Genomic DNA, 12059 nt, shown 5'->3' on the forward strand with positions numbered 1-12059 from the left:
TCAGTCCTCCTTCTTCCGCTGGGACAGCGCGATCGCTCCGATCAGCGCCGCCAGCAGGAGAACCGAGAGGACTTCGAACGGGAGCACCCAGGTCTTGAACACCTGAGTACCGACAGCCTGCGCCGAACCGTCCGGCACCGGCTTGATCTTCTCGTTGCCAAAGGCAAGTACGACGCCGGAGCCGAGGACCAGCGCGAGGACCGCCGCGACGACGGCCGCGAAGGGGCTCCGGCCGGTGGTGAGGTCGGGCAACGGGTTCGTCGGCGCCTTCGTGAGCATCAGCGCGAACAGGACGAGGACGACGATCGCGCCGACGTACACGAGGATCTGGACCAGGGCGACGAACTCGGCGTGCAGCGCACCGAAGCAGCCGGCCACCGCGCCCAGCGCGACGACCAGCCAGAGCGCGGCGTGCACGATCCGGCGGGAGGTGACGACGAGCACGGCGGCGGCCACCGCCACCACGCCGGCGACGGAGAACAGGGCTGTGGTCACGCCTCGTCCTCGGGTGTCTGCTCCGGACTCTGCTCAGCAATCTGCTCGGGTGGTCCCGGGTCGATGGGCTGCGGCGCGGGGACCGTCCACATCCAGTCGCGGAGGCGGTCCTTCTCGTGCGTCAGGTTCCGGATGTCGGTCTCGGCGTACTCGAACTCCGGCGACCAGAACAGCGCGTCGAACGGGCAGGCCTCGATACAGATCCCGCAGTACATGCAGAGGCTGAAGTCGATCGCGAACCGGTCCAGCACGTTCCGGCTGCGTTCCCGCGCCTGCTCACCGACCGACGGCGCGGTCTCGGTGTGCGAGTCGATGTAGATGCACCAACTCGGGCACTCCCGGGCGCACAGCATGCAGGAGGTGCAGTTCTCCTCCATCAACGCGATGACGCCCCGGCTCCGCGGCGGCAACTCCGGCAGAACGTCCGGATACTGCTCGGTGACGGACCGACGGGCCAGCGTCCTCGCGGTGACCTTCAGCCCCTCGACCAGCCCCTTACCAGGCAGCCCCACGCTCCACCTCCCGTCTGTTGATCAGGACACTAGCGTCCCACGCCTCTTTCCGCCCGTGCTCACAACTCGCGCTCCAGGCGGGCCGCGACCTGGCGGTAGCGGCTGACCGGTACCAGGTGAACGCCGTCGAAGGCTCCCGAGTCACGGATCTTCAGGATCTGCTCGCAGGCATGGTCGACGCCGGCGTCACGATCGCTCTCGACCGCCTCGACCAGGCTCGCCGGGATCTTCAGCTGCGGCAGCGCCGCGAGGTTGTGGGCCATCTTCGCCGAGGCGAGCACCATCACGCCGGCGTACACCGGGATGTCGAGAGCGACCGACTCGCGCCAGCGAAGCAGCTCGTCGAGGTCGTAGCTGACCTGGACGTAGAGGAAGTCGGCCTCCGCCTTCCAGCGCGGGACCTTGGTGAGCCGGGTCGCGGCGCCGACCTTGAACGGCTCACACCCCGGGTACGTCGTCTCGCGGGTCTGCTCGATCATCTGGCGCACGGTCAGCTGACTGGTGCGCGCGCCCTCGGCCGGGTCGTCGCCATGCACGAACAGGAAGTGCTCGACGCCGTACGCCGCCGCGGTCAGCAGGTCCCGCCGGAACCCGAGGAGGTTGCGGTCCCGGGAGTTCAGGCAGGCGATGCCGCGGGCGCCCATCAACTGCACCTCGTTCGCCACCGCGACGCTGGAGACCGTCGCCCGGCCGATGTGGTTGTCGGGGATGAGGAAGCCGTCGGCGATCGGGCTCATCACCCCGATCTGGTGCCGGACCTTCTTCAGATCCGGCCGGGTCGGCGGCTCCACTTCACAGATCAACTCGAATCCCGGCACGACTGGACCCTACAGAATCCCCCGGCGGTGCGCGGGGGATTCCGTAGGGTCCGGCGTCAGCGGGCGGCCGGCTGCGGCTCCTCGACGACCGGTTCCGGGGCCGGTACGCGCAGGTTCTCGCCCTCCACGTCGATCCTGGGCAGCAGGCGGTCCAGCCACCTCGGCATCCACCACGCGCGTTCCCCGAGCACCGCCATGGTGGTCGGCATGATGATCATCCGCACCAGGAACGCGTCGAAGACGATCGCCGCCGCCATCGCGAAGCCCATCAGCTTCAGAAAGGTCTCCGAGGAAAGGGTGAATCCGGCGAAGACCGAGATCATGATCACTGCGGCTGCCGTGACCACCCGGGCGCCGGCCCGGTAGCCGGTCCGGATCGCCTCGATCGGCGCGGCCCCGTGGTGGTGCTCCTCGCGCATCCGGCTGACCAGGAAGACCTGGTAGTCCATCGCCAGGCCGAAGACGATGCCGATCAGGAAGATCGGCATGAAGACCAGGATCGGCCCGCGGTCCTCCGGCTTGATCCAGCCCAGCCAGCCGTCCTGGAAGACGCCGACGGTGGCCCCGAAGGTCGCCGCGATCGAGAGCAGGAAACCCAGCGACGCGATCAGCGGGATGATCACCGACCGGAACACGACCATCAGCAGCAGGAACGCGAGCCCGACGACGACGATCAGGTACAGCGGCAGCTTGCTGGTCAGCGCGTGCGAGAAGTCGGCCTGGATCGCCGCGACGCCACCGATGCCGACGAACGCTCCGGTCTCGGCGGCCACGCTGTCCGCCTTGTCCCTGACCTGGTCGAGGAGCTTGGTGGTCTCCGGACTGGACGGCCCCGAGTCGGAGACGATGATGAACTGCGCCGCGTTCCCCTTCGGGTTCGGGATCGGGCCTACGAAGCCGTCCTTGGCAACGTGATCGAGTTCCTTGACCTGCTCGGCGAACTTGACCGCGGCGGCCGTCGCGCCGGCTTTGTCGTCCGCCGAGATCACCGCGATCAGCGGCGAGGACTTGCCGGCGCCGAACGCGTCCTTCTCGATCTTGATCGCCGCCTTGTCCGACTGCGCCGCCGTGTCCAACCCGAGCTCCAGCTTGGACAGCGGCAGTGCCGACAGCACCAGGATCGCGATCGCGGCGATCAGGTACGGCCAGGGCCGGGTGGTCAGCTCGACCCCGATGCGGTCGCCCAGGGTGCGCCGCCCGGTCCGCTCAGGGGTCCAGAGCACGGGCAGCCGCGGCTTGAAGACGACCGACTTGAAGAGCCCCAGCAGGGCCGGCAGCACGGTCAGGGCGACCAGGACGGCGAGCACCACGGTGACCGCCGCGCCCAGACCCATCTGGCCGAGGAACGACAGACCGGTCAGGGTCAGACCGCACAGTGCGATGACGACCGTGAGACCTGCGAAGACGACCGCCGAACCGGCCGTTGCGACAGCGACACCGGCTGCGTGGGCACGATCCTTCGTCGTGGTCGTTTCCTGGCGGTAGCGCGAGATGACGAACAACGAGTAGTCGATCCCGACCGCCAGGCCGATCATCGTGGACAGGCCGGTGGTGGAGGTGCCGAGGGTGAGGAACGCCGTACCGATCGAGATGATCGAGGTGGACAACGCGATACCGATCATCGCGGCGGTCAGCGGCATCAGCGCCGAGAGCAGGGCCGCGAAGGTGATGATCAGAACGATGATCGCGACCACGATGCCGACCAGTTCCAGCGGCGGCTCGGCCGAGGGCTTGTTGGCCGCGCCCGCGGTCTCGACCGTGAGACCGGCCTTGGTGCCGATCTCCGTCGCCGCAGCTACCGTGTCGATGGTCTCCTGCGAGACGCCGAGGCTGGCTCCGCTCGGCTTCGCGTCCAACATCATCGTCAGGACGGCGACCGTACGGTCCTTGTTCATCGTCTCGGCAGTCGCCGGACCCTTGGTCGGGTTGACCACAGCGGCGCGCTGGGCGGCGGTCAACTGCGGGACCTCGCGCAACTTGGCGACCACGGCGTCGATCGCGGCCGCGTTCGCGCCCTGGTCGAGCGGCTGCCCGTTCTTGGACTGGAACACGACGGTCGCGGTGGGTGCCGCCGTGTCGGCGGTCTGCGGGAACTCGCGCTGGAGCACCTCCTGCGCCTTCACCGCCTGGCTGTTCGGCAGGTTGAAGTCGTCCTTGAACGGCTTCGACACCGCCGAGCCGATACCGCCGATCGCTACCGCGGCGACGATCCAGAGCGCGAGGACGACCCACCACCTGCGATAGGAAAAGGAGCCGATCTTGTACAGGAACGAGGCCACGGGAACTCTCTTCTCGCCGGTCGACCGAATCGGGCGGCCTCCAGCGGAGGCCCTGATCGCGAGTCTGGCGGGCCCGTTTCGGTCCTGGCAACGCACTACACACAACTGCAAACCTTGGTGCCGCAGACGTGGACGAAAGTCGACACTTCGGTGCTACCGGCAACCACATTGTGATGCCGATCGGCCCGCCGGACCGGTCCGATCGGCTACATTCGCTGTTCCGTCGGGTCCGATCGGCCGGCGGCGGGTACGGTGGCGCAATGGGCTCGATCGAGTCGGCACGGGGCCAGTTCCTCGTCTTCGCCGGACTGACGGCGTTCGCGCTCGGCCTGGGACTGGCGGGGCAGCACAGCCTGCTGCACGGCCTGGACGGCTATCCGGTGGCGCTGCGCGTGGCCGACGGAGTCTGTGGTGCTCTCGGCTTCGTGGCGTTGTGGTGGCGCCGTCGGTTCCCGGTGGTGTTCGCGATCTTCATCGCCGGAATCGCCACCTTCTCGACGCTTGCCGGCGGGCTGGCTGTGATCGCCGTGGTCACCGTGGCGGCCCACCGCAGCTGGCGCACCGCGCTGCTGATCGCAACCGTGATCGCTGCCACGACCTGGCCGTCGACACGGCTCTACCCGGCCGACGGCGCGGACTGGCAGCTGCTGTGGGCGTGCGTCTTCTACTACGGCGTCTCCGGGTGGGGCATGTTCATGCAGGCCCGTCGGCAACTGGTCGAGACGCTGCGCGAGCGCGCGGATCGGGCCGAGGCCAGCCGCGAGCAGCACGCCGGGCACGCCCGGATCGCCGAACGGCACCGCATCGCCCGCGAGATGCACGACGTACTCGCGCATCGACTGTCCCTGCTCAGCGTGCAGGCGGGCGCCTTCGAGGTCGCCGTCGGCAGCACGGACACGACCTCGGCCGAACTCGCCCAGGCAGCGCAGGCGATCCGCTCGACGACCCATCTGGCCCTGCACGAACTGCGCGGCGCCGTCCAGGTGCTGCGCACCGACACCGACGACAGCACCGCCGCGCCGCAGCCGGGCGCCGCGGACCTGCCCGCGCTGCTGGCGGAGGCGAGCGCGGCCACTGAGCTCCAGGTCGCGATCGACCTCGATCTGAGCGACCTGCCGGAAGATACTGGCCGGACCCTGTACCGGATCGTCCAGGAAGGCCTGACCAATGCCCGCAAGCACGCGCCGCTCAGCACCGTGAACGTCGAGCTGTCCGGGGATCCGGAGGCCGGTGTGCGGCTGCGGCTCACGTCGTGGCTGCCGACCGAACCCGCACCGTCGACGACGCCCGGCTCGGGCTCCGGGCTGATCGGTCTGCGCGAGCGGGCAGCTCTGGCCGGCGGCGATCTCGAGGTGACGGTCACGGCCGACGAGCGCTTCCAGCTCTCCGCCTGGTTGCCGTGGAGCCGTTGATGACGATCCGCGTGCTGCTCGTCGACGACGACACCCTGCTCCGCGCCGGGCTGCGGATGATGCTGCGGATCGATCCCGAGATCGAAGTGGTCGGCGAGGCCGCCGACGGAGCCGCCGCGATCGCCGCCGCGACCGAGCTCCGGCCGGACGTCATCCTGATGGACGTCCGGATGCCCGGCATGGACGGCGTCACCGCGACCCAGCAGATCACCGCGACGCCGGAGCTGCGCGCGTCCCGGATCGTCGTCCTCACCACCTTCGATGCCGATGACCTCGTTCGCAAGGCCATCGGCGCCGGGGCGGTCGGCTACCTGGTCAAGGACACACCGCCCGCCGAGATCGCCAGCGCCGTTCGTGCCGTTGCCGCCGGACACGCCGTACTCTCGCCGGCGGTCACCCGCCCGCTGCTCCAGGACATCCGAACGGCCGGTGAGCCCACGGACTCCCGGACGGACTCGCTGACCGAGCGGGAACGCGAGGTCGCGCTCGCCGTGGCCGGTGGCGCCTCGAACGCGGAGATCGCGGCACGCCTGTACGTCAGCCAGGCCACCGTCAAGGCCGCGATCTCCCGCATCCTCGCCAAACTCGACCTCACCAACCGGACCCAGATCGCTGTCATCATGCGCGGCGAGCGCTGAGCGGTGGGCTGTCAGGACCTGTTAGGACACGGTGGCGCGTCGGCGGGTGAGGTAGGTGCGTTCGGTGGTGTTGGCGCAGAGGTCGATGGCGGTGTCGTACGCCTCGCGTGCGTCGGCCGGGCGGTTCAGGCGGTTGAGGAGGTCGGCCCGGATGGCATGGAAGAGGTAGTAAGTCTCGAGCGGGAGGTCGTCGACGAGCTCGAGCGCCGCCGCCGGGCCGTCCACCTCCGCGACCGCGACGGCTCGGTTGAGGGCGATCACCGGCGAGGGGTCGAGGGTCAGCAGATGGTCGTAGAGCTGGATGATCTGTGCCCAGTCGGTGGCTGAGGCAGTCGGCGCGTCGGCGTGGACGGCGTTGATCGCGGCCTGCAGTTGGTACGGACCAGGCTGATTACGCCGCAGACATCGGCGTACGAGATCTTGTCCTTCGGTGACCAGCGCTCGGTCCCATGTCCCGCGGTCCTGATCGGGCAGGCGGATCAGCGAGCCGTCGGCAGCGACCCGCGCCGGGCGCCGGGACTGCTGGAGGAGCAGCAACGCGAGCAACCCCACCGCCTCGGGTTCGTCGGGCATCAGGTCGACGAGCAGACGGCCCAGGCGGATGGCTTCGAGGGCGAGCTCGTCGCGAACGAGCGAGTCGCCGGACGAAGCGGCGTACCCCTCGTTGAAGATCAGGTAGACGACGGCGAGGACGCCGCGGACGCGGTCGGGGAGATCGGCCTCGGCGGGGATCCGGTACGGGATGCCGGCCGCGCGGATCTTGGCCTTGGCGCGAACCAGTCGCTGCGCCATCGTCGGCTCCGGGACCAGGAACGAGTGCGCGATCTCGGCGGTGCTCAGGCCGCCGAGCATCCTGAGGGTGAGGGCCACGCGGACGTTCAGCGCGAGCGCCGGGTGGCAGCAGGTGAAGATCAGCCGGAGACGGTCGTCCTGCACCACGCCCACCTCCTCCGGCTCGTCCTGCGCATGCAGCAGCGCAGCCTCGGCTTGTTTGTCGGCGCGCGCGGACTCGCGGCGCAGGCGGTCGATCGCGCGGTTCCGCGCGGTGGTGATGATCCAGCCGGCCGGACTCGGCGGTACGCCGTTCGCGGGCCACTTCTCCAGCGCCGTGGCGAACGCGTCCTGGACCGCGTCCTCGGCGATCTCCAGGTCCCCGAACACCCGGGTCAGTACGGCGACTGCTCGCCCGTGCTCGGCCCGGAAGATCGCGGCGACGTCGGTCACGACTGGAACGGTCGCACTTCTACCGACAGGTTGCGGAGGACTTCGGCGAGGCGGCGGGCCCAGTGCAGGGCGGCGTCCAGGTCGTCCACCTCGATGACGGTGAAGCCGCCCAGATGTTCCTTGCCCTCGGTGAACGGGCCGTCGGTGATCAGGACCTCGTCACCCTTCGCCTTCAGAACCGTGGCGGTCTCCGGCGGGTGCAGGCCCGCGGCGAACACCCAGACGCCGGCGGACCGCATCTCCTCGTTGAGGGTCTGCAGGTCGCGCAGGATCGGTTCGAGGACCTCGGGTGCGGGCGGCGGGCCGTCGGGCTGGTAGATGCTGAGCAGGTACTGAGTCATGGTTGCCTCCTTCTCGTCATCTATACGAACCACGTCAGCCGGGATCGACAGGTAGCACCACGGTAATTTCCAAGCCTCCGCCCGGCCGCGGTACGGCGGTCACGTTTCCACCATGCGCCTCAGCGACCGAACGCACGATCGACAACCCCAGACCGGCGCCCTTTCCACCCACCAGCCGCTCGGCGCCGAGCCGGTAGAACGGCTTGAACAGACTCTCCACCTCGTACGGCGGGATCTCGGGTCCCGTGTTGGTCACCACCAGCTCGACCCGTTCCCCCGCTGTCCGGCTCAGCACCCGGACCCAACGCTCGGACACGTCGGCGTTGTGGCGGATGCCGTTCTCGACGAGGTTGTGGACGAGGCGTTCGAGGAGCAGCGCGTCGCCCCGGGTCGGTGCGTCGCCCGGGCCGCGGATCACCTCGACGCCGGCCTTTGTCGCCTCGCTCGAGAGTTGGCTGCTCACGTGGGTCACGACGTCGCTCAGGTTCACCGGGTACGACGTCGTCAGCTGCTTCTCCGAGTCGGCGAGGATCAGCAACCCCTCGATCAACTGCTCGTGGCGCGCATTGATCGTCAGGAGGCTCTCCCCCAGTTCCTTCACATCCGCGGACGCCGTACGCCGATGCATCGCGACCTCCACCAGCGCCCGCCCGAGCGTCAGCGGCGTCCGCAGTTCGTGCGACGCGTTGGCGACGAACCGGCGCTGACCGTCGAACGAATGGTCCAGCCGCTCGACCATCGTGTCGAACGCGTCCGCGAGGTTCTTCACCTCGTCGTCCGGCCCCCGCAGACCGATCCGCTCGTGCAACGAGGACGGCGACGCGGCGATCCGGCGCGCCGTGTCGGTGACCCGATGCAGCGGCGCCAGGACCCGCCCCGCTACCAACCACCCGAACCCGGCGGCCAGCGCGCCGACTGCGATCAGCGCGATGCTGCCCTGGGTCAACAACGACTTGATCGCGGCCTTCCGCACCAGCTCGCGTTGCTGTTTCATCACCCGCTCGGCGTCCGAACCGGTCAGGACGTCGCCGTCCTTGTTCAGGACGAAGACCTGGTTGGACCCGTTCGGCGACGGCGGCCGAGCCGACGGTATCGCGACGGTCGGGTTCCCGCCGGATGGCGGCGTCAGGTACGTGCCCTGCACGATCACGCGGTACTGCTGGCCCAGATTCGCGGAGAACAGCGCGTACGTGACGCCGAGCAGCACGACCCCGGCGACCATGAACAGGCCGCCGTACAACAACGTCAGCCGCCCTCGCAGCGAGAGCCGGCTCACGGGATGCGGTAGCCGACGCCGGTGATGGTCTCGACGAGTCCCGGTTCGCCCAGTTTCCGGCGTAGTTTCAGGATCGTCAGCCGGACCGCTCCGGTGAACGGGTCCACGTGCTCGTCCCATGCCTTCTCCAGCAGTTGTTCGGCCGACACGGTCGCGCCGTCGGCTCGCAACAGCTCCGCGAGTACGGCGAATTCCTTCTTCGACAACGGCACGTACCTGCCGTCGCGGAACACCTCGTGCCGGGCCGGATCCAGCGTCACGCCGGAACGCCGCAGTACCGGCGGATCGGCCGGCCGGCTGCGGCGCCCCAGCGCGAGCACCCGCGCCGCCAGCTCGGCGAACGCGAACGGCTTGGTCAGGTAGTCGTCCGCCCCCAGCCCGAGCCCTTCCACCCGATCCGTCACCGCGGCCGCCGCGGTCAGCATCAGCACCCGCGTGTCGGAACCGGAATCCACGAGTTTCCGGCACACGTCGTCGCCGTGCACGACCGGAATGTCGCGATCCAGCACGAGGACGTCGTACTCGTTCACCGCCAGGCGTTCCAGGGCCGCGCCGCCGTCACCAACCACATCGACGGCATGCGCCTCGTCCCGCAACCATTCCGCGATCGCTGCCGCCAGCAACGGTTCGTCCTCGACCACCAGTACCCGCACGCTCCCCATGATCCCCGACGGCGTTGTTTCCCCTGTGTTTCCGCACTCGGAAACGGCCCGGAAACGGCCGCTGCCGGAACGTTGCCGGAAACGAGAGGAGCACCAATGCTCAAGACCATCCCGGCCGCCACCGTGCTCGCGGCCGCGGTCCTGTTGACCGGTTGTGGCGCGGACAAGCCGGACGCTCAGGTCGCCTCCGGCTCCCAGGGCCAGTCCACGACGCCGGGCAGTACGGCCGGCAGCGCGCCGGCCAGTCTCAGTCAGGACGAGATGGCGGTGAAGTTCACCCAATGCCTGCGCGAGCAGGGCCTGAACGTCCCGGACCCGGAGCCTGGCAAGGGACCGATGCTGAAGTTCGACAAGAACTCCGGCGTCACCCAGGAGCAGGTCCAGAAAGCGATGGAAGCCTGCCGGCAGTACAACCCGCAGTCGGAGGGCGGAGCCAACCCGCAGCAGCAGGAAAACGGCCGCAAGTACGCCGAGTGCATGCGCAAGAACGGCGTCGAGAAGTTTCCGGACCCGAAGCCGGACCAGCGCGGAATCATGATCGGCCCGGGCGTCGCCGACGACCCGGACTTCCAGAAGGCCCAGGACGCCTGCCAGAGCATCTTGGCGGGCAACTGATGCGGAAGGCACTGACGGTTGTGGTCGTCCTGGCCGCCGGGGGCGCCGCAAGCGCGTTCCTGGTGAACCGGGGCGACACCGGCCAGGCAACGAATGCGACCGCGCCGGCCGTGCCGATCAACACCGCCAAGGTCACCCAGCAGACCCTGAAGGACACCGAGACCGAGGACGGCCGACTCGGCTTCGGTACGACGTCCGCCGCGGTCAGCCGGGCCGCCGGAACCGTCACCGCAGTACCCGACGGTGGGCAGGAGCTGCGCCGCGGAAACACCGTCTACAGCATCGACAACAAGCCGACCACGCTGCTGTACGGCGCGCTCCCGGCGTACCGGCGACTCGCGGTCGGGACCGAGGGCAACGACGTACTGCAGCTCGAGGAGAACCTGAAGGCGATGGGGTACTCCGGGTTCACCGTGGACGACGAGTACACCGATGCGACCGCCGCGGCCGTCGAGGAATGGCAGGACGACCTCAGTCTGGACGAGACGGGGGTGGTGGAGCTCGGTCAGGTGCTGTTCGCGCCGGGGCACATCCGCGTCGACAGCGTGCAGGCGCAGGAGGGTTCGCCACTCGCTCCGAACCAGCCGGTGCTCACCTACACCGGTACGACGCGCGCCGTCACGGTCGAGCTGGACGCGGCGGACCAGCGGTTGGCGACACCGAACGCGGCGGTCAGCGTCGCGCTTCCGGACGGAAAATCCGTTCCGGGAAAGATCCAGAAAGTGTCCACGGTGATCGTTCCGGCGGACAGCCCGGATCAGGATCCGGAAACAAAGGTCGAGGTGATCGTCGCGATCGCGGACCAGAAAACGGTGTCGGCCTGGTCGTCGGCGGCCACCGACGTCACCTTCACCGCCTCGGAACGGAAGAACGTGCTGACCGTTCCGGTCGCGGCCCTGGTCGCCCTCCGGGAAGGCGGTTTCGGCGTCGAGGTCACGGACGGCACGGCGACGCACTACGTGCCGGTGAAGACCGGCCTGTTCGCGAACGGTCAGGTCGAGATCAGCGGCGCCGGCATCAAGGCCGGCACCACGGTCGGGATGCCCAAATGATCGAGCTGACCGCGGTGACCAAGCGGTACCCGGGCGGCGTCGCCGCGCTGGACGGCGTGGACCTGCGGATCGATCGCGGCGAGCTGGTCGCGATCGTCGGTCCGTCCGGTTCCGGAAAGTCCACGATGCTGAATGTCCTCGGCACCCTCGACCGACCGACTTCCGGCACGGTCCGGATCGACCGGTACGACGTCGCCCGGCTGTCCGACGCCGGGCTGTCCGCACTGCGCGCGACGCGGATCGGGTTCGTGTTCCAGCAGTTCCACCTGGCGGCCGGCGTCCGCGCGATCGACAACGTCGCCGACGGCCTGCTGTACTCCGGTCTCCGGCGTTCGGTACGCCGCAAACGCGCCGCGGCCGCCCTGGAGCGGGTGGGTCTCGGGCACCGTCTGGACCACGAGCCGCACGAGTTGTCCGGCGGCGAACGCCAACGCGTCGCCGTCGCGCGGGCGGTCGCCGGCGAACCCGCCGTACTCCTGGCCGACGAGCCGACCGGCGCCCTCGACTCGGCCTCCGGAGCCGGCGTCATGCAACTTCTCCGCGACCTGCACGCCGCCGGCACCACCGTCGTCGTCATCACCCACGACCGAGACATCGCCGCCGCCCTCCCCCGCCAGATCCGCATGCGCGACGGCCGAATCATCGAGGAGACCCACACGTGAGCACCCCCGACAGCACCAGCCCCAGCCCCTCTCCGAGCCCGACCACCAACACCGACACCGACACCAACACCGA

The 12059-nt window shown here is 69.2% G+C and carries 12 protein-coding genes and 1 pseudogene; 5 read left to right on the plus strand and 8 right to left on the minus strand.

Annotated elements, in window-relative coordinates:
* The 4 genes and pseudogenes from AC0662_RS31185 to AC0662_RS31200 all read right to left on the minus strand — a co-directional run bounded on the left by AC0662_RS31185 (position 1) and on the right by AC0662_RS31200 (position 4104).
* Positions 1–495 (minus strand): NADH-quinone oxidoreductase subunit J family protein, encoded by a 495-nt coding sequence (locus tag AC0662_RS31185; RefSeq protein WP_478305132.1) that lies wholly within the window; start codon positions 493–495, stop codon positions 1–3.
* A 161-nt stretch (positions 496–656) separates the two neighbouring features.
* Positions 657–872: pseudogene (locus AC0662_RS31190) on the minus strand (4Fe-4S binding protein); the annotation flags it as partial.
* A 194-nt stretch (positions 873–1066) separates the two neighbouring features.
* Positions 1067–1825 carry a methylenetetrahydrofolate reductase gene (locus AC0662_RS31195; protein WP_452193630.1) on the minus strand — a complete coding sequence of 253 codons (759 nt, stop codon included), beginning with the start codon at positions 1823–1825 and terminating at the stop codon, positions 1067–1069.
* A 56-nt stretch (positions 1826–1881) separates the two neighbouring features.
* Positions 1882–4104, minus strand: a complete 2223-nt coding sequence (locus AC0662_RS31200; RefSeq protein ID WP_452193628.1) for an MMPL family transporter — start codon at positions 4102–4104, stop codon at positions 1882–1884.
* Positions 4105–4364: 260 nt separating this feature from the next.
* On the opposite strand from AC0662_RS31200, the gene AC0662_RS31205 reads away from it, so the two are divergent.
* Complete coding sequence (locus AC0662_RS31205) at positions 4365–5516, plus strand: sensor histidine kinase (protein WP_478305134.1); 1152 nt, start codon at positions 4365–4367, stop codon at positions 5514–5516.
* A complete protein-coding gene (locus tag AC0662_RS31210; RefSeq protein WP_478305136.1) occupies positions 5516–6154 on the plus strand; it encodes a response regulator in 639 nt (212 codons plus the stop codon). Before AC0662_RS31205 ends, AC0662_RS31210 begins: the two co-directional genes overlap by 1 nt.
* Before the next feature lie 21 nt (positions 6155–6175).
* Here the strand turns inward: AC0662_RS31210 and AC0662_RS31215 are convergent, their stop codons facing one another.
* From AC0662_RS31215 to AC0662_RS31230, 4 genes are read right to left on the minus strand one after another with little or no spacing between them, the layout of a single operon-like run.
* Positions 6176–7378, minus strand: a complete 1203-nt coding sequence (locus AC0662_RS31215; RefSeq protein ID WP_452193623.1) for an RNA polymerase sigma factor — start codon at positions 7376–7378, stop codon at positions 6176–6178.
* Positions 7375–7719: a YciI family protein gene (locus AC0662_RS31220; protein WP_452193621.1), complete on the minus strand. Its 345-nt coding sequence runs from the start codon at positions 7717–7719 to the stop codon at positions 7375–7377. The genes AC0662_RS31215 and AC0662_RS31220 overlap by 4 nt, the downstream gene beginning before the upstream one ends.
* A gap of 34 nt (positions 7720–7753) precedes the next feature.
* The gene (locus AC0662_RS31225) at positions 7754–8995 is read right to left on the minus strand and encodes a sensor histidine kinase (protein WP_452193620.1); all 1242 of its coding nucleotides are present in this window, start codon (positions 8993–8995) and stop codon (positions 7754–7756) included.
* Positions 8992–9648: a response regulator transcription factor gene (locus AC0662_RS31230; protein ID WP_478305138.1), complete on the minus strand. Its 657-nt coding sequence runs from the start codon at positions 9646–9648 to the stop codon at positions 8992–8994. Before AC0662_RS31230 ends, AC0662_RS31225 begins: the two co-directional genes overlap by 4 nt.
* A 105-nt stretch (positions 9649–9753) precedes the next feature.
* Here AC0662_RS31230 and AC0662_RS31235 point away from each other — a divergent pair, with 105 nt between their 5' ends.
* From AC0662_RS31235 to AC0662_RS31245, 3 genes are read left to right on the plus strand one after another with little or no spacing between them, the layout of a single operon-like run.
* Positions 9754–10272: a hypothetical protein gene (locus AC0662_RS31235; RefSeq protein WP_478305140.1), complete on the plus strand. Its 519-nt coding sequence runs from the start codon at positions 9754–9756 to the stop codon at positions 10270–10272.
* Positions 10272–11324, plus strand: a complete 1053-nt coding sequence (locus AC0662_RS31240) for a peptidoglycan-binding protein (RefSeq protein ID WP_478305142.1) — start codon at positions 10272–10274, stop codon at positions 11322–11324. Before AC0662_RS31235 ends, AC0662_RS31240 begins: the two co-directional genes overlap by 1 nt.
* Positions 11321–11986 carry an ABC transporter ATP-binding protein gene (locus AC0662_RS31245; protein ID WP_478305144.1) on the plus strand — a complete coding sequence of 222 codons (666 nt, stop codon included), beginning with the start codon at positions 11321–11323 and terminating at the stop codon, positions 11984–11986. The genes AC0662_RS31240 and AC0662_RS31245 overlap by 4 nt, the downstream gene beginning before the upstream one ends.
* The last annotated feature ends 73 nt before the right edge of the window (positions 11987–12059 follow it).

It is taken from the genome of Kribbella sp. NPDC043289, from assembly GCF_056436705.1.